This window comes from Flavobacterium maritimum (assembly GCF_040049085.1).
Taxonomy (GTDB): domain Bacteria; phylum Bacteroidota; class Bacteroidia; order Flavobacteriales; family Flavobacteriaceae; genus Flavobacterium; species Flavobacterium maritimum.
The window spans coordinates 498,297-515,166 of the sequence record NZ_JBDLZY010000001.1; the positions used below are offsets into that span (position 1 = coordinate 498,297).

The window sequence follows — 16,870 nt, forward strand, 5'->3', positions numbered from 1 at the left end:
ATATTCGTTCCTTGAATGCGGGTGCAAATATAAGACCTTTTTTTTCATATTTCAAAGCAATTTTATTATAAATTTGTCTTTTTTTAACAAAAGTTCTTAATCGCTTAGTTTGTAAGGTTTTATTCAGATGAAAAAAATTATATTATTAGGTTATATGGGGTGTGGGAAGTCTACAATCGCCAATAAACTGTCAAAAATTATTCAAATGCCCTATGTGGATTTGGATAAATGTATTGAAGAGAAAGCAAATTTGACCATAAATCAGATTTTTGAAACCTTTGGGGAGATTTATTTCAGAAAATTGGAACATGAGATTTTTGTGGAATTATTAAATGCACCGGAAAAATGTATTATCGGTTTGGGAGGAGGAACTCCTTGTTATGCTAATAATCATGAATTATTAAAAGGAGATCACGTAATTTCAATCTATTTAAAGGCCTCAATCGAGACCTTGTTCAATAGATTACAATTTAATAAAAGTAAACGCCCTCTTATTGCTGATAAAAACGAGGAGGAGATGAAAGAGTTTATTGCTAAACATCTTTTTGATAGAAGTTTTTATTACAATCAGGCACAATATAAGGTGAATGTAGATGGTAAAACAATCGAGCAAACGGTGGCCGATATCGTTGATATTTTAGCTTAAATAAGCGTAGCTGTCACCGTTTTCATCAAAAACAACCTGTACATGCTCTAATAAAGAAGTAGAAAGAGAGATTCCTTTAAAATCGGCTTTAACCGGATATTTTTTGTGGTTTCTATCTACGAGTACGGCAGTTTTGAATTTTTTCAATGGAACATCCAGAAAATGTCTGACAGCATAAATTAAGGTGGTCCCTGAACTTAAAACGTCATCAACGAGTATTAAACCTTTGTTGGCGTATTGTTCTTTTGTCAGAGAGGTATGGATTGGTAATTCGGGATGTTGTTTATTTACAGTCACTTCACACAATGAAATTTTTAATGTCGAAATGTTTTCAAGTGCTGAAGCAATTTTTTTTGCAAAGATAAATCCGTTGGATGTAATTCCCGCAATCACAATTTCTTCTTCGTCTACAAATGTTTCATAGATTTGGTAAGCAATTCTTTTTATTTTATGCTCTATTTCCTGATTGGTTAAGATGATATTCTTGCTCATTATTTTTAGTTTTAATTTTAAATGTCAAAAGTTTTGTCTGAACTAAGGATAACACTAATGTTTTTTCCTTTTTAAATGGTTTAATTGTTTTTGGAAGAGAGTGATTTTTAAATAAGATCTGTTTCCTCATCCTCTTCAGGGATTTCATTTCCATATTCGTCAATATCCCTTCGGTCTTTTTTGGTTGGTCTTCCGGTTCCTGTTTTTCGATAATGTTCTTTCGATAATTTCAGTAATTCCAGATGTTCATAGGCTTCGGCAGGAGTGTCGTTTCGGCGATAAATATCAACAAGTTTGGCACCAACACGACTTTCCGGAATATCTAATACTGTGATAATCTGTGTTATTTGATCTTTTCGAAAGGTGATTTTATCTGTAGGAAAAACTTCCTTTGAAGGCTTGGCAACCTGACCATTTACGGTAATGTGGTTTTTTTTGCAAGCCTCGGTTACCATGTTTCTTGTTTTATAGTATCGGACACACCATAAATATTTGTCAATTCTCATAAATTTTCTAAAATCGGAGTTAAATAGTTTACAAAAATCAATCAATATTGTATCTTGCGCACTTAAAAATTTAGCTATAATGAACAAATTTAAGTATTATTTTATTTTATCAGTTGCAACCCTCTCTTTATTTTCATGTTCGAAGGATGAGGAAACAGTTGAGGTGGTTCCGCCTAGGGATTATGCAGAACAATATGCCACTGATATTGCTGATATTGAAGAATATTTAAAAACCTATTATATAACAGTTGTTGATCATCCCGGATTTCAAGATGATCAAGATGTAACGTTTACAAAGATTCCGGCTGGAGGAACTCAAGCATCAATTTGGTCTTATAAGGACAGTGCAGGCTTTCCTAAGCTTTTAACTAGAGAGGTTAATCGTCATGGCTTTACATATATCTTATATTATGTTGTGTTAAGAGAAGGATCGGGGGAATCACCTTGTAATGTAGACGAAGTTTTAACATCTTACAGAGGGGATTATTTGCAACAAGTAACGACTGAAGGGATTACCACTCTCACCGTAACCCAATTTGAAGAAGTAAAAAACCCGCAAAGCTTTTTGAGTTTATTCTCGACTATTCCTGGTTGGGGAGAAACTTTTCCGAAATTTAAAACAGGTACTTACATGTCAAATACTGATGGTACTGTTTCTTACAATGATTTTGGAGCAGGGATTATGTTTATCCCTTCCGGTTTGGCTTATTTTGCTGCTGGGAGTAATTCAATACCTTCTTACGCTCCTTTAGTATTTAGTTTTAAATTGTATGAGATTAAAAGATCAGATATTGATGTTGATTTTGGAACTAATATCCTTAGACCAGATGGTATTCCATCTTATCTTGAAGATTTAAATGGGGATGGATATATTTATGATTATAGAAATCTGATAAATTATCCTACGCCTCCGGCAGAAAATCCTGATGATACTGATAAAGATGGCGTTCCTGATTTTCTAGATGTCGATGATGATGGCGATAACTACACGACTAAGATTGAAATTAAAGATGGTAATGGTGTTATTTACCCTTTTGCCAGTATACCGAGTTGTGATGGTAATACTACTGATCCGGCAAGGATTAAAAAGTATTTAGATAAGAGCTGTCATTAAATATATGTAATAGTTTTAAAAAGGCTTTCCAATAGGTATTTGGGAAGCCTTTTTTTTTTATACATGTGACTAAATATTATTTAATAATATGATAAGTTTTTTAAATAGTAATTTTCTTACTTATGTAGATTTTAATTTATATTTTTGTAGGATTAATATTGAATATTTAAAAATGAAAAAATTATTAGTTTTATTTGTTGCTGTTGTTTTTATGTCTTGTAGTGAGGATCAGTTTGGATCTTCAAATTCTGAGGGACAGGCGTCGCTATCTGTCTTAGATGGGGAATTATTATCGTTTAAAGATGATGAATCGTTTATTAAAGAATATTCTGTTGTTTCAGAGATGAAAACAGAAGAAGAAGTTCAAAGTTGGATTTCAAAGAAAGGGCTCAAATCATTATTAAATACTTTATATGATTCTATCGATATGCAAAATGATGTATTGGATAATGAGAGAATTATTTATTCAGATGCAATTAAAGCAATTTTGAATAGGGAGTCCAAATTTAAAATTAATGGAAATATCATTTGGGCAAATAGGCAGAATTTATATTTGTTAAATGATGATAATTCTGATTTTAACAATCAAGAATTATTGAAACAAATTAATAGTTTAAAAATATATGGAAATATATTAAATAAATCAGGTATAAGCAAAAGTAATAATATTTCGAATGAAACATCAAGGCTAGTTATTCCTAATGAAAATCGTTCAAAAGATTGGTCTATTTCTTATAATTCCGCAGGAAGAGATCGAAGAATAATTTTAACCCTATTCAATGAGACAATTGTATTAAATAGTATTACATCCTCCTCAAAAATGTTTATTAAATGCCTTAAACAAGGGAAGTACTGTTCTTTTTGGAAATGCAATTGGAATCAAGAATTTGAACCAATACAGTTACAATTAACTGCACAACAATTTAATCCTTATTGGTTGGTAAACACAAATATATATTCTTATGGTGATATTACAAATATTTCTTCAAGTAATACTACTATATTATTATCAACTTCAACATTAAGCTCCCCAAGTAATTTTTGGATAAGTTCTGGTGCCACTGTTACGACATGGAATGGTTCAGCACGAACACCATATACTTGGAATCAGTATGTTACTTGGTATTAGATTATATAAAAAATCCCGTTTCAAATCTGAAACGGGATTTTTTATATAATCTAATAAATAAGAAAACTATTTTCTCTTAATTACTCTTTCTACAGCTTCAACAATCGCCTGATTGTTCAGTTTGTATTTTTCCATTAATTGTTCTGGTGTTCCAGATTCTCCAAAACTGTCATTAACCGCAACGAACTCTTGTGGAGCAGGATTGTTTAATGCTAATACTCTGGAAACGCTTTCGCCAAGACCTCCAAGGATGTTGTGCTCTTCAGCAGTAACGATACATTTGGTTTTTGCTAATGATTTCAAAATAGCTTCTTCATCCAATGGTTTAATTGTATGGATATTGATTACCTCTGCAGAAATTCCTTTAGCTTCTAAAGCTTCAGCAGCGATTAAAGCTTCCCAAACTAAATGTCCTGTAGCTACAATAGTTACATCAGTACCTTCGTTTAGAAGAATTGCTTTTCCAATTACGAAAGGTTCGTCAGCTGGCATGAAATTAGGCACAACCGGACGACCAAAACGCAAGTAAGCAGGACCATGATGATCTGCTAATGCTAAAGTAGCCGCTTTAGTTTGATTGTAATCACAAGTGTTGATTACAGTCATTCCAGGTAACATTTTCATTAATCCGATATCTTCAAGAATTTGGTGTGTTGCACCATCTTCACCTAAAGTTAATCCGGCGTGTGAAGCACAAATTTTCACATTTTTCTCAGAGTAAGCAACAGATTGACGAATTTGATCGTATACTCTTCCTGTAGAAAAGTTAGCAAAAGTTCCAGTGAAAGGAATTTTTCCTCCAATGGTTAAACCTGCAGCAATTCCAATCATATTCGCTTCAGCGATACCAATTTGGAAAAAACGCTCTGGGTGATTTTTCTTGAAATCATCAAATTTCAAAGAACCAATTAAATCAGCACAAAGGGCCACAACATTTTCATTCTTTTGACCTAATTCAGTCATTCCCGCTCCAAAACCAGAACGAGTATCTTTACTTCCTGTATTTGTATATTTTTTCATTTATTTTCTTTTTAAGGTCCTGAGGCACTAAGGCGCAAAGAAGCTAAGGTTTTTATGTTCCCTAAACCGGGACTGCACTGTAAACGGAATACTATTTAATAGTCTTGTTCGCCGCCTCTATTATAGTTTTGAGCCAAAGCAGCTTCCAGTTGTGCGTCATTTGGCGCTTTACCGTGCCAAGCATGACTATACATCATGAAATCTACACCATTACCCATTTCAGTATGCAACAATACACAAACTGGTTTTCCTTTTCCTGTTTTTGATTTTGCTTCTGTCATCCCTGCGATAATTGCTTCGATGTCATTTCCATTTGTGATTTCAAGAACTTCCCAATCAAAAGCTTCAAACTTAGCGCGGATACTTCCCATAGCTAATACTTCATCGGTCGTTCCGTCAATTTGTTTTCCGTTAAGATCAATAGTAGCAATAAGGTTGTCTACTTTTTTTGCAGAAGCATACATGATAGCTTCCCAGTTTTGTCCTTCTTGTAATTCACCATCACCGTGAAGTGTGTAAACAAGATGGTTATCACCATTCAATTTTTTAGCTTGTGCAGCACCAATTCCAACAGATAATCCTTGTCCAAGAGAACCAGATGCCATACGAACTCCTGGTAAACTATCGTGAGTTGTTGGGTGTCCTTGTAATCTTGAATTGATCAAACGGAAAGTAGCTAATTCCTTTACAGGGAAATAACCGCTTCGTGCTAAAACGCTATAGAATACTGGTGAGATGTGTCCGTTTGAAAGGAAGAAAAGATCTTCTCCAATACCGTCCATATCAAAACCTTCTTTGCGGTCCATTAGGTTTTGGTATAAGGTTACAAGAAATTCCGTACAACCTAAAGAACCTCCAGGGTGACCTGAGTTGACAGCGTGTACCATTCGAAGAATATCTCTTCTGACTTGGATAGTTAAATCGTTTAATTGTTGTGTGTTAGGCTTCATTTTGTGTGTAAAAGTTAAACTGCTGCAAATGTAATTTTTATTTAGGGTTACCGCAAACGTTTTTTGAATTTTTAATAGAGTAGTATCCTGACCTTATTTGTAAATTGAAATTGTGCGGGAAAATAAAAAAAGCCTGCACGGAGCAGGCTAAATAATACATTTAAAATCAGTAAAATCATAATGTTCTAATGAGCGTCAACGCCTGATATTTGTAATGGCATCGGCTCTGTGGGCCTGCATATTAATAGCAGATATTGCAATTCCTGTTAATGCAGCATCGGTTTTTTTCTCTTCGTTAAGATTCATAGCCAGTAATTCTGCCGCTTTATTTTCACCCAGAGTTTTTGCAAAGGCATGCAAGGTACCGTAAGTAGCAATTTCATAATGTTTTACCTTTTGATCAGCTGCAATTATTCCAGCGTCTCGTACCATGCCAAGATCAGTTTCTCTAATAAGACCATTGGTCTCTTTCAATATACCTTGCATGGCATCACATTTTTTTGCTTCGGCTTTAATGCCAGTAACTTCAAATATTTTCTCTAATCGAGATACATGTTCTTCCGTTTCACTTAATTGGCCTTTTAAAGAATTAACTAATTCTGGTGATGAAGCATTTTTTACCATTTTAGGTAAAGTTTTAGTCAATACTTTTTCTGCCCAATAAATATCCTTTAATCCCACTTCAAATAAATCTCTCAATCCATGTGAGGCATTTGAGTCTGCCTGCACTGTTTTTTTAGCATCTTCATTTTTATTCATTCCAGTTTCCATAACAGTAATTATTAAGATTAATTTTTTATAAGCAATCCTAAAGTGATTTAGCCTTGCCTACTCATTGCTTAATTTTAAGCTTGATAAAATTAGATAAATTATTATTTAATCAACTGTTAATTAACTAATTGTAAATACGAATAGTATGGTTATTAAATAAATTACCGTTCGTTTTTACATTGAAAAAATAAATAAGAGAATTATTCCCCTCATTAAAGTGTATTAGTGTTGCTAAATCAAAGCAACAGCGTTTATCCAAAATGTTTTAGAAATGCGATGTTTAGTTATTTTAATTTACTTTGCAGACTGCTCCAGCCTCCACCATTATAGACATTGGTATATCCGTTTGATTTCAAGATGCTTTTGGCAGATGCACTTCGCATACCCGATGCACAACAGGTAATAATGGGTTGGTTTTTGTCTTTTAGTTTAGAAAGGTTGTTTCTTAAAGTGTCAACCGAAATGTTTACAGAACCTTTGATATGTCCCCCTGCAAATTCTCCTTTGCTGCGAACATCCAAAATGATAGCTCCTTTTTTTACTAGGTCTGCATAGTCTGTTGATGGTCCTAGTCCGAATATTTTTTTAAGTATGTTGATCATGTATTTCTTTTTAATTATTTAGATTGATGGTAATTCACGTCTAGCCAAGAGCCCGCATTATAACATTCAATTCCGTGTTGTGTTATAAAGGGCTGTGCTTGCCCGCTTCGGTTTCCAGAGGCACAACAAAGAATCAGAGGAGCTTTAAGTCCTTGCAGTTCTTCCATTCTTTGTGGTATTTCATTTAATGGAATATTGATAGAACCTGCTACATGCCCGCCCATGAATTCTTCATATGTTCGCACGTCCACGATAGTACCTTGGTTTTCTTTGATTATTTTTTCTATGTTCATTTGATTTATAATTTAATACTGTTTTACTTTAGAACTACTCTTGCATTAAGTTCTGTTTTTATTTATTTCGAAGCAAAATTAATACAACAGAGAGAAGGATTCAGTAACATTTGTTACACAAGAGAAAATTTTCTCCGGCCCGCTTTTAAAAACTCCAACGACCTCTTATAAAAAAGGCATTTACTAAATTCTCATAGGAGTGAAGTTCCTCCTGAAAAAAGGATTGTAAAATAAAATCGATATCAAAATTGTTGGCGACATTCCAGGCGTAATAGGGAAAAAGAATCAGTGTGTTTTTTTCCGGGGAATAAATGAAAGAGAAGTTTAAGGAAGTAATGGGAGAAAAGGTTTTCATAACAGTAGTATGAAAATTATATCGGAACGGGAAAAGTGATTTCGCCGAGATATTGGGGCTGTAAAGACTTCCATTGGTTAAAAGAACATTGGAAGGACTACTGTTGTATAATGCGGTAAAAGAAACATACCAATCGTCTTTGAAAGTGATGTCAGACATTAGTGAAATATTGAAGGTTTCAACTGAGTCCAAAGAATTTTTATTTGGATGAAAATAATTCATTTCACCTTTAAAACCGGCCTCTTTAATATTCCCGGCCCAACCGCCACCGAGAACATAATCGGTCTGATAAATGCCTCCCAAAAACTGAAAATCATATTGCCATTTGTTAAATTTATACAGTGCAGCAGCTATATGTTCCTCATTGTTTTTTCCCGGAGCATAGGCTAATTCCAATATAGCAGCGTTGTTTAAAATTCGTTGGACTCTTACAGCATCGCTACCTGGACGTTCTTCATAATCAAATTCCAGAATGTTGTACGCGTTGAAAATATCATTGGGATTCCAAATATTATTAATCCCCCAATTAATGCGTTGTCGTCCGATTGTAATATCCCATTTTTCATCAGAATATTGAATCAGCATTCTGTCAATCATAGATTGGGCTACAATGGATTCTTCGTCTATCCATAAATAAGAAAGATCAAATAGTCCGGCATCCTGATCAATACTTTCCCCAAAATTGGGTGTTTGTTTTACTATTTCTCCGTAAAAGATACGATTACGAATTTCCAATCTACCAGTGAATTTGGGCGCTATATTTAATTTGAAATTTAACCGATTGTGAATCAGATTTGCTGATGCATTCGAATCAATTTCCTTCATGAAATAAGTGCTTTGCATGTCTTTTATATAACCGTTGACTTCTACCAAAGGCGTTTTTGTTTCCTCAGTTTGTGCATTGACCGTCATGCAGAGGAAATATATAAGTCCGATGAAGAGGTGGTTATGAAATTTCACTGGTATTTATTTAATGGCTGTTTGTTCATGAACAACGGAAGTTGGAGCGGTATCGGCAACGATTTTTCCGTCTTCGAGAGTGATGACCCTTCGGGCGCGGTTGATGACTCTTTGATCGTGTGTCGAAAAAACAAAAGTCATGTTTTCTTCCTGATTGAGTTTTAGCATCATATCCAGTAAATTTTCTGCTGAAACCGAATCGAGATTTGCTGTAGGTTCATCTGCTAAAATGAATTGGGGTTTTGGTGCCAATGCTCTCGCTACGGCTACTCGTTGTTGTTGACCACCAGATAATTCTCGGGGTCTTTTATTGATTTTGTCTTCTAATCCTATTTGTTTCAGTAATTCAAAAACCCGTTGTTCAGTTTCTTTTTTGGGACGTTTTTGCAGTAGCATAATGAATTCGATATTTTCTTTGGCGGTAAGCACCGGAATCAGATTGTAGGATTGAAATACAAAACCGATGTTATTCAAACGAAAATCAATCAAATCATTGCCTTTTAGTTCTGTTATATTCGTGCCATTAATTTCCACAAAACCTTCGGAAGGTACGTCCAGACCGCCAATCATGTTGAGCAAAGTGGTTTTTCCTGAACCAGAAGGACCTTTGATGGCAGTGAATTCTCCCCGGGAAATATGAAGATGGACTTTGTTCAACGCAAAGACCGGAATGGTTTTTTCATCGTATACTTTCGATAGATTGTGTGCATCAATTACTGTTTCTTCCATGGTCGTTATTTTTTTAAAGATTCTGCCGGATTCAGCTGCACGGCTTTTCTGGCTGGAAATAAAGCCGAAACAAAGGCTGTAATCACCACCAAAATAATCATCACACCGAATTGTCTGGCGGATAAACTTGGATAAAATACCGAACTGTAACCGAAACTTGAATACGCATCGGAGTATTGGCTAAAGTCTATTCCGGTTCGTTGGGTAATTCCAATAGTGACAAGGGCAAGTATAATTCCGATGGGACAACCGGCCAATATCAGGAAAAAAGTTTCCAGTACTATCATCATGAATATTTTGAACTCGTTCATGCCCAAAGCCATTAGCATCCCTATTTCCCTTGTTCTTTCCAAAACTGCCATCATCATGGTGTTGACAATTCCAAAACCCAAGGCCAGCATGATGATTCCCATAAAAATAAACATCATTTTATCGCCCACGGAAACGGTATAGCCCAGCTCGGGTGCAATTTCCTTCCAGTTTTGTATTTCTGTTTTGGGAAACTTTTGTTTGAGTTCGTTCTGGCTTTCTTCCAGCGATTTACTGGCTTTCAGTAAAACTGCTATTTCGTTGATTTCGTTTGGAATTCCGCCAAGCGAATCGACATCTGTAATTTTTACAAAAACATTAGTATCGTCATAAGGTGCATTTATGGTTTTGTATATCGCTTTAATCCGAAAGGCTGCCGACGCCAAATTACCTTCTGTGTCCTGAAATGTCAGTATTGCCTTTTTGTTGAGGTTCAGTTTGAGTTTTTTACGGACTCTTTCGCTCAGGATGATTTCATTTGTTTTTGCAGGATTAAAATAATTGCCCCGGATTATTTTTCCGCTAAGATTGGTTAGTAGGTTTTCCTCCCTTGGCATTACCCCGTTTATGGTAATACCGCTGCTTCCGGCGGCTGAGGCAATCATCCCTTGTATGATTATACGTCCTGATGCGGTTTTTACCAGACTGTCCTGGGATATTTCTTGAAGTATTGTTCTGCCTTTCGGCAAAAAGTATTTTATTTCATGATCCTTTCTGAATTCGGGATGGTGTAACTGGATATGTGACAATTCGCTTGAGATGGCAGTATTTATGCGTTGCTCGATTACACCATTATAAAATGCAGTCATGAAAATTCCGGCCCATAAACCAAAGCTTACCGCTGTGATGATGGTAAGGCTTCGTTTTTTGCTCCTCCAAATGTTCCTGCTCGCAATTTTTACTATCATGGCGCTTTTTTATTTTTTCATGGCTTTTACCGGATTTAGGCCTTTCACATGCCAAAGTGGGTACAAGCCTATAATTAATGCCATTACTAAGACAATCAATGATTGGTTGAAAAAAATGGCTGGGTTGAAAATGGTAGGGAAGATAGGTTCGAAACCAAATTGCTCATAAGCTCTTGCTGTTTCTCCTCCAAAACGGATAGGTCTTTCCCTTAGGTAAATGACCAAAGGCATGCTGCATAATAATCCCAAAAGCACGCCCAAAAAAGTAATCAATAATGTTTCTCCCAGTAAAACCAGTTCCAGTTTTGATTTTTTCATCCCAATGGCGATAAGCATTCCGAATTCATATTTGCGTTCGGCGGTCATCATCAAAACCGTTCCAAATAGTCCAAATCCAATGATGAGATACAGTATTCCTGAAAATATGTAAAAACTGATCGCATCGGCTTTGATATGATTGGAGATTTCTGGGATTAATTCTTCCCAAGGCATGACTTCATATTTTTTTTCGATTTGGGATCTCAGTTTTTTTGCGATGGCATCCGTATTATTTGGATCGTCAATGCCTAGAGAAATGGATGTGAGCCTGTTGTCTGCGCTTAAAAAATATTGGGTTGTGACCAACGGTAGATACACAAAAGCGTCGTTCATTCCCGGTGAAGCCAAATGCACGATGCCTTTTATTTTATATTTTCCTGCCGCCATAACATCATGAAAGCCTTGTCCAAACAATACAATAGTATCATTGACACTTAGATTAAGTCTTTTTGCCAATCCTTCAGCGATGATAACTACTTCTTCATTGTTTTCGAAATAGCTTCCTTTGATTAGTTTGCTCTTTAATTGGGTTAAATTATTTTCTTTCACAGGGTCGGTACCCACAAGCAGACATCCTTTGGTTGTATTTTCATTCGATGCCAAAACAAAGGTTTCCAGTCGCGGGACAATTTCGTTTATGGATGTGTTTTTCCTGATAGCAGTAATTAATTTTTCGTCAATCTCAAAGCTGTTGTCCAAAATCTGTTCGTCCCAATAACCTTTTTGATGTACCTGAATGTAACCTGAATAGTAACTGACCACATTTTTAATCAGGTTGTTAAATACTCCATCCTGAAGAGACTTCATTACGACAGCAAACAAAACGGCAAACGCAATGGAGGCTATTGTAATTAGCGTGCGTCGGCTGTTGCGCCAAAGGTTTCTCCAGATTAATTTCAGAATCATTTTACTTTGGTTATGTTTTGGGTAGTGAAGAATGTATCTTCAATTGGCGTATCAAAAGACAGTGAATTATAAATCATCACCGTTTTGTTTCCTTTTTTGTCAGCAGGAACCATTTCCATTTTAGCAGGTAATAATCGGCCTCCAAGCATTTTGATGTCGCTGCAATGCATAGTGTTAATTAGCGTTTTGTCTTCATCAAAATATTCGGCGTGTAGCATCATAAAATCTTTTTTGTCGATACACATAATGACTTTTCCCCAAACCACGGCTGATTTTGGTTTTGGAATTAACTGGATCTTATAGCAGTTTCTGTTGTCAATAACCACATCTTCCAGAAATGAATGATTGTAATCTTCCAGAATAGAGGCTTCCTTGACCAAATCATCATTGGTGAAATCCGTTCCCATCCAGCTTTGGCTCATCATCGATGGTGGCATTTTGATATTTCGTTCAATGGAGGGAATCCAGTTCCAGACTTCTTTTTTGCGTTTTAAAAACACTACTCCTTTTTCTTTGGCTGGAGCCAAAACTAAAATCATGGACAAATCATTGCCCTTTGTCCAGGCTTTCACACTCATTTCCCGAGTCCAGGTAGGTCTTATAATTTGGATTGTAATATTGGAGATTGAGGTTTTTCCTTTGGCCTTTTCGTCAGCTTTTTTTACAATGTCTTTTGCTTCTTGGGACACAGCAATAATTGATAAATGAAAAAATAATAAGAAGAATATCTTTTTCATACCATCGATTTTTTAATGTTAAGACTATGGTTCATCTCCCTTTGAAAACGGGCCGATTTCAATAGTAAAAAGATAAATTTGTTCCAAAGGGAGCAGATTATTCGAGTATTAAAGATACTAAAATATCTATCAAAAGGATAAGAAAATAAGTATTATTTTAATGGTAAGTTGTATTTTATCAGTGTGTTATATTTTGTTTTGGATAAATTAACCCCAAAACGAATTTATGTTTTTTGAATATTTCTGTTGATTTTTTAATCGTTAGGATTGGCTGATTTCATCATTTGCGATAATCGGTTTAGGTACTGTCATAAAATAAACGATTACTAATGAAGTTACGCTGGCCGTTGTTAGGAATGCGGCTGTAGCTCCGAACTGAAACCAGATAAATCCAGTCAGAGAACTTGCCAGCATGGCGCATATACTTTGAAGCCCTGAAAATGTTCCGATGGCCGTTGCGGTGTCTTTCTTGTCGGTAATATTTGAAATCCATGCTTTTGAAATTCCTTCGGTTGCTGAGGCATAGATTCCGTACAGAAAAAAAAGTCCAAAAAAGAGGTAGCGATTTGAATTGATCGCCATTCCAAAATAGACGACTGCAAAAAGCGAAAGACCGATGATAAATATTTTTTTTAGTCCAACATGATCTGCGAGGATACCAATGGGAAATGCAAATAAAGCATAGACAAGATTATAAAAAATGTAAATACCTATAACCATTGTATCCTCAAGTCCGGATTGTTTCGCTTTTAGTAAAAGAAAAACATCAGAACTGTTGAATAAAGTAAAAATAAGAAGTCCAGTTACAACTTTTCGGTATTCAGAAGGGCTTGTTTTCCAGTAATTAAGAAATGAAAAAAAAGAAGGGACAGTGTTTATTTTGTGTGGAATTGTGGTTTTGTCTTTTAAGAAGAAAGAGGTTAAAACGGCAAGTAGTCCGGGGATAAATGCTATAAAAAAAAGTGTCTTGTAGTCGGTTGGATAAAAATATAAATAAAGCAAAGCCAATACTGGTCCGATAACCGCTCCTAAAGTATCCATGGATCGGTGAAATCCAAAAATTTTGCCTTTTGTATTTGGCGTTGCTTCGTCTGAAAGAATGGCGTCTCTCGCACCGGTTCTGATGCCCTTTCCCGTACGGTCTACTGTTCGGGCAAAAAATATCCAAAGAGGATAAATGAAAATCGCCATCATTGGTTTTGATAACGCACTAAACGCGTAACCAATTTGTACAAAAGGAACCCGTCTGCCGGTAGTATCCGAAAGTTTGCCAAAATACCCTTTGCTCAGTCCAGCGGTCGCTTCTGCAACACCTTCAAGGATCCCAATTAATACAATTGAAAAACCAATTGTCTGTAAATAAATGGGCATAATAGGATAGAGCATTTCACTGGCAGTATCAGTAAACATGCTAACTAGGGATAAAATCCAAACGGTTCTTGTGATGTATTTCAAATTCGTTTTTTTAGTTATCAGCTGCAATACTTTTTTCCTTTGTTTATCAAAGGATTACAGTATAAATATAATCGATTTCTGCGATTAAATGAACTTGTTTACAGAAAAAGAGATTCGAAAATGTACTTTTTATGCTAAAATATTTATTTGAATTTGAAATAAAAAAAACCTCGTTTATCCAAGATATTATTGGCTTTAACAAGGTTTTGTATACAGAGTTTTTTATTTGCAAGAAGAAAAAAAGGGGACTTCTTAGACTGTTTTTCTTTTCAAAAAAGCATCGATTGAATAGGCACCGCTTCCCAATAAAAAAAGTGCGCAGTAAGATAGTAAATACATTAAACCATGTTCCATTTCGGATAAACCATCATTCTGATGTACGATAAATACGGCAACCAGCATTGTAATAATAAGCGGAATCAATGCAAGCCTCGTCCATAAACCAATGACAATAAGTATGGAGCAAAGAAATTCTGCAAAAACAGTCAAGGCCAATGAGGCAGGAACGCCAATGCCTATGGGATCGCCAAATTCCATATTACCACTCATTAAATTCATCAATTTAGAAAAGCCATGAGTAAGCATTAACAGACCGAGAGTTAATCGTAAAATGAGCGAAGCCCAATCTGATGCATTTGAAGACCAATTGGCAGGAGAAAAAAGTTTTTGCAGCATAATTTTTAGTTTTTGTTTCTTTTTTATTTAGGACTTTCACAAACTTAGAATAATTTCATGAGATTTCACTTATAAAATATTTTCTTATTTATTTCATGTTGATGCCGGTAATTAGTAGATGAAAGCAAAATTACTGAGTGTTTGTTTTGTTATGTGTTTGTTTTTAAGATGATTGAAATGATTAACTTTGTGTGTGAAGATTTTGGCTATTTAAACTATTGGTAAAGAGGCAACGGAACGATAGCTGCAAACATTTTTTACGGCACTTATTTTAATCTTCCAATGGAGCAAATAATAGGAAATTATGAGTGACAACAATATTACTATTGGTTTTGCAGGTGATGTGATGATTGGCAGGGGTGTTAATGATGCTATCTCTACTAATGGATATCGTTATCCTTGGGGGAATGTGCTGCCTTTATTGGAAAAAACAGATATCAATATCATTAATCTGGAAGCGGCGTTGACGAATAGTACTAAAAAAGTGTATAAGACTTTTAATTTTAAAGCAACTCCTGATCGAATTGAAACTCTGACAACAGCCAAAGTAACCGTTGCTAATCTAGCCAACAATCACATATTAGATTTTTCAGAAGAAGGTTTGGTCGAAACCATTCAAGCCCTAAATGAGGTTGGTATAGTACATACCGGCGCAGGGATGAATGATAAAGAAGCCAAAAAACCGGTAATTCTTACTGTCAAAAATAACAGGCTGGGGATATTGGGCTTTACAGATAATGAACCCGGATGGAAGGCGGGTGGTTCCTGGAGTGGCATTAATTACATCGATATTTCTAATAATGAGGATTGCGAAAAGGCGTTGACGGCTATAGCTGAATTGCGAAAAGAGGCGGATTTGCTTATCGTAAGCATTCATTGGGGACCTAATATGCAAGCGGAACCTGAAAGAGATTTTATAGATTTTGCCCATGCTATGATTGAGAAGGGAGCAGACATTATCCATGGGCACAGTGCCCATAATTTTCAGGGTATTGAAGTGTACCACCAGAAATTGATACTGTATGATACAGGAGATTTTCTGGATGATTATGCGGTTGACCCTTTTCTAAGAAATGATCATTGTTTTTTATTTAAGGTTGAGGTTTCCCAAAAAAGAATAGAAAAATTAGTGCTAGTTCCTGTTCTGATTTCACATTGCCAGGTAAATCTTGCCACTAATGAAGAGTATAAATGGAGCATCGAACGCGTGCAAAAACTGTCTGCAAAATTTGGAACTGATGTGAGTGATAATGGAGAGGTTTTGTTGTTTTGAAATCTTCTCCTGATTTATCTGCCAGTAAAAGAAACTGAACCAGTAAGTATCTTTTTGATTGTTTGAAGAAAAGGAACTTTTGAAAGAAATAATCAAAAAACAGCTGTCTGCTCCTGATCATCTTTAAGAAAGTAGACTTGAGTCACTGTTAATTGATACTGATCTGTATAGTTGCCCATTATTTACTAAAATTATTATGCATCAGGAAGATGGAACTTTTTTCTGTAAATGCTTAAATCGGATTTATTGAAAAGGACAAAACGCACTAATCTGAGGTGCTTTGTCTCCGGACATGTCTCATGCATGACTGAAACTACAATAGATGCTGCTGTTTCAAAAGGGTAACCAAAGATTCCTGTGGATATAGCAGGAAATGCTATGGAGTCAATTTTATATTCTTCTGCCAGTTTAATGGCGTTTCTATAGCAATTTGCCAGTAAGAGTTCTTCTGGATGATTGGTGCCATAAATTGGACCCAAACAATGAATCACATATTGATTTGGTAAATTATATGCTTTCGTAATAACAGCCTCGCCGGGTTTAATTGGAGCATATTGTCTGGCTTCTTTTTCAAGATCAGGACCTGCCTTGTGATGAATGGCCCCTGCGACACCGCCACCAGGGAGTAAGTAGGCATTGGCGGCATTTACAATAGCGGTAATATCTGGCTGATCGGTAATATCACCCATTATGACTTCAATTTCCACATCAGCTATTTTCAT

Annotated in this window: 19 protein-coding genes; 4 read left to right on the forward strand and 15 right to left on the reverse strand. The window is 35.6% G+C overall.

Features of this window, described 5'->3' with window-relative positions; genetic code table 11:
* The first annotated feature begins 127 nt into the window (after positions 1-127).
* Entirely contained in the window at positions 128-646 is a 519-nt protein-coding gene (locus ABEB23_RS02195; RefSeq protein WP_348810736.1) for a shikimate kinase, read from the forward strand.
* Here the strand turns inward: ABEB23_RS02195 and ABEB23_RS02200 are convergent.
* Both ABEB23_RS02200 and ABEB23_RS02205 read right to left on the reverse strand, forming a co-directional pair.
* The gene (locus ABEB23_RS02200) at positions 638-1,138 is read right to left on the reverse strand and encodes a phosphoribosyltransferase domain-containing protein (protein WP_348810737.1); all 501 of its coding nucleotides are present in this window, start codon (positions 1,136-1,138) and stop codon (positions 638-640) included. The genes ABEB23_RS02195 and ABEB23_RS02200 overlap by 9 nt on opposite strands.
* Positions 1,139-1,245: 107 nt before the next feature.
* Entirely contained in the window at positions 1,246-1,644 is a 399-nt protein-coding gene (locus tag ABEB23_RS02205; protein WP_348810738.1) for an RNA-binding S4 domain-containing protein, read from the reverse strand.
* A 79-nt stretch (positions 1,645-1,723) separates the two neighbouring features.
* On the opposite strand from ABEB23_RS02205, the gene bamM reads away from it, so the two are divergent.
* Positions 1,724-2,758, forward strand: coding sequence for a BamM family beta-barrel-assembly machinery protein (bamM, locus tag ABEB23_RS02210; RefSeq protein ID WP_348810739.1), 1,035 nt, complete (start codon positions 1,724-1,726; stop codon positions 2,756-2,758).
* Between the two features lie 172 nt (positions 2,759-2,930).
* Positions 2,931-3,887, forward strand: coding sequence for a hypothetical protein (locus tag ABEB23_RS02215; protein WP_348810740.1), 957 nt, complete (start codon positions 2,931-2,933; stop codon positions 3,885-3,887).
* Between the two features lie 66 nt (positions 3,888-3,953).
* Here the strand turns inward: ABEB23_RS02215 and ABEB23_RS02220 are convergent, their stop codons facing one another.
* From ABEB23_RS02220 to ABEB23_RS02275, 12 genes are all read right to left on the reverse strand, one after another.
* Positions 3,954-4,907, reverse strand: coding sequence for a transketolase family protein (locus tag ABEB23_RS02220; protein ID WP_348810741.1), 954 nt, complete (start codon positions 4,905-4,907; stop codon positions 3,954-3,956).
* A gap of 95 nt (positions 4,908-5,002) precedes the next feature.
* On the reverse strand, positions 5,003-5,857 hold the full coding sequence (locus ABEB23_RS02225; protein ID WP_348810742.1) for a transketolase: 855 nt from the start codon (positions 5,855-5,857) through the stop codon (positions 5,003-5,005).
* A 195-nt stretch (positions 5,858-6,052) separates the two neighbouring features.
* Positions 6,053-6,628: a YciE/YciF ferroxidase family protein gene (locus tag ABEB23_RS02230; protein ID WP_348810743.1), complete on the reverse strand. Its 576-nt coding sequence runs from the start codon at positions 6,626-6,628 to the stop codon at positions 6,053-6,055.
* A gap of 284 nt (positions 6,629-6,912) precedes the next feature.
* Positions 6,913-7,230, reverse strand: coding sequence for a rhodanese-like domain-containing protein (locus ABEB23_RS02235; RefSeq protein ID WP_348810744.1), 318 nt, complete (start codon positions 7,228-7,230; stop codon positions 6,913-6,915).
* Positions 7,231-7,244: 14 nt separating this feature from the next.
* The gene (locus ABEB23_RS02240) at positions 7,245-7,523 is read right to left on the reverse strand and encodes a rhodanese-like domain-containing protein (RefSeq protein WP_348810745.1); all 279 of its coding nucleotides are present in this window, start codon (positions 7,521-7,523) and stop codon (positions 7,245-7,247) included.
* A gap of 145 nt (positions 7,524-7,668) precedes the next feature.
* Complete coding sequence (locus ABEB23_RS02245) at positions 7,669-8,790, reverse strand: hypothetical protein (protein WP_348810746.1); 1,122 nt, start codon at positions 8,788-8,790, stop codon at positions 7,669-7,671.
* 54 nt (positions 8,791-8,844) lie between these two features.
* Positions 8,845-9,567, reverse strand: a complete 723-nt coding sequence (locus tag ABEB23_RS02250) for an ABC transporter ATP-binding protein (RefSeq protein WP_348810747.1) — start codon at positions 9,565-9,567, stop codon at positions 8,845-8,847.
* A gap of 5 nt (positions 9,568-9,572) precedes the next feature.
* Entirely contained in the window at positions 9,573-10,784 is a 1,212-nt protein-coding gene (locus tag ABEB23_RS02255; RefSeq protein WP_348810748.1) for an ABC transporter permease, read from the reverse strand.
* A gap of 9 nt (positions 10,785-10,793) precedes the next feature.
* Positions 10,794-12,008 carry an ABC transporter permease gene (locus ABEB23_RS02260; RefSeq protein ID WP_348810749.1) on the reverse strand — a complete coding sequence of 405 codons (1,215 nt, stop codon included), beginning with the start codon at positions 12,006-12,008 and terminating at the stop codon, positions 10,794-10,796.
* Positions 12,005-12,745 (reverse strand): outer membrane lipoprotein-sorting protein, encoded by a 741-nt coding sequence (locus ABEB23_RS02265; RefSeq protein WP_348810750.1) that lies wholly within the window; start codon positions 12,743-12,745, stop codon positions 12,005-12,007. The genes ABEB23_RS02260 and ABEB23_RS02265 overlap by 4 nt, the downstream gene beginning before the upstream one ends.
* 261 nt (positions 12,746-13,006) lie before the next feature.
* A complete protein-coding gene (locus ABEB23_RS02270; RefSeq protein WP_348810751.1) occupies positions 13,007-14,200 on the reverse strand; it encodes an MFS transporter in 1,194 nt (397 codons plus the stop codon).
* 252 nt (positions 14,201-14,452) lie between these two features.
* Complete coding sequence (locus ABEB23_RS02275) at positions 14,453-14,875, reverse strand: DoxX family protein (protein WP_348810752.1); 423 nt, start codon at positions 14,873-14,875, stop codon at positions 14,453-14,455.
* Between the two features lie 304 nt (positions 14,876-15,179).
* Here ABEB23_RS02275 and ABEB23_RS02280 point away from each other — a divergent pair, with 304 nt between their 5' ends.
* Positions 15,180-16,148, forward strand: coding sequence for a CapA family protein (locus tag ABEB23_RS02280; protein ID WP_348810753.1), 969 nt, complete (start codon positions 15,180-15,182; stop codon positions 16,146-16,148).
* Between the two features lie 194 nt (positions 16,149-16,342).
* Here the strand turns inward: ABEB23_RS02280 and ABEB23_RS02285 are convergent, their stop codons facing one another.
* On the reverse strand, positions 16,343-16,870 hold the full coding sequence (locus ABEB23_RS02285; protein ID WP_348810754.1) for a macro domain-containing protein: 528 nt from the start codon (positions 16,868-16,870) through the stop codon (positions 16,343-16,345).

Excerpts from the sequence above, each read along its gene's own strand:
- ABEB23_RS02245 (WP_348810746.1), bottom strand. The coding sequence starts at position 8,790 with ATGACGGTCAATGCACAAACTGAGGAAACAAAAACGCCTTTGGTAGAA.
- ABEB23_RS02285 (WP_348810754.1), bottom strand. The coding sequence starts at position 16,870 with ATGAAAATAGCTGATGTGGAAATTGAAGTCATAATGGGTGATATTACC.
- ABEB23_RS02260 (WP_348810749.1), bottom strand. The coding sequence starts at position 12,008 with ATGATTCTGAAATTAATCTGGAGAAACCTTTGGCGCAACAGCCGACGC.
- ABEB23_RS02225 (WP_348810742.1), bottom strand. The coding sequence starts at position 5,857 with ATGAAGCCTAACACACAACAATTAAACGATTTAACTATCCAAGTCAGA.
- bamM (WP_348810739.1), top strand. The coding sequence starts at position 1,724 with ATGAACAAATTTAAGTATTATTTTATTTTATCAGTTGCAACCCTCTCT.
- ABEB23_RS02255 (WP_348810748.1), bottom strand. The coding sequence starts at position 10,784 with ATGATAGTAAAAATTGCGAGCAGGAACATTTGGAGGAGCAAAAAACGA.
- ABEB23_RS02265 (WP_348810750.1), bottom strand. The coding sequence starts at position 12,745 with ATGAAAAAGATATTCTTCTTATTATTTTTTCATTTATCAATTATTGCT.
- ABEB23_RS02215 (WP_348810740.1), top strand. The coding sequence starts at position 2,931 with ATGAAAAAATTATTAGTTTTATTTGTTGCTGTTGTTTTTATGTCTTGT.
- ABEB23_RS02275 (WP_348810752.1), bottom strand. The coding sequence starts at position 14,875 with ATGCTGCAAAAACTTTTTTCTCCTGCCAATTGGTCTTCAAATGCATCA.
- ABEB23_RS02220 (WP_348810741.1), bottom strand. The coding sequence starts at position 4,907 with ATGAAAAAATATACAAATACAGGAAGTAAAGATACTCGTTCTGGTTTT.
- ABEB23_RS02250 (WP_348810747.1), bottom strand. The coding sequence starts at position 9,567 with ATGGAAGAAACAGTAATTGATGCACACAATCTATCGAAAGTATACGAT.
- ABEB23_RS02195 (WP_348810736.1), top strand. The coding sequence starts at position 128 with ATGAAAAAAATTATATTATTAGGTTATATGGGGTGTGGGAAGTCTACA.
- ABEB23_RS02230 (WP_348810743.1), bottom strand. The coding sequence starts at position 6,628 with ATGGAAACTGGAATGAATAAAAATGAAGATGCTAAAAAAACAGTGCAG.
- ABEB23_RS02205 (WP_348810738.1), bottom strand. The coding sequence starts at position 1,644 with ATGAGAATTGACAAATATTTATGGTGTGTCCGATACTATAAAACAAGA.
- ABEB23_RS02240 (WP_348810745.1), bottom strand. The coding sequence starts at position 7,523 with ATGAACATAGAAAAAATAATCAAAGAAAACCAAGGTACTATCGTGGAC.
- ABEB23_RS02280 (WP_348810753.1), top strand. The coding sequence starts at position 15,180 with ATGAGTGACAACAATATTACTATTGGTTTTGCAGGTGATGTGATGATT.
- ABEB23_RS02200 (WP_348810737.1), bottom strand. The coding sequence starts at position 1,138 with ATGAGCAAGAATATCATCTTAACCAATCAGGAAATAGAGCATAAAATA.
- ABEB23_RS02235 (WP_348810744.1), bottom strand. The coding sequence starts at position 7,230 with ATGATCAACATACTTAAAAAAATATTCGGACTAGGACCATCAACAGAC.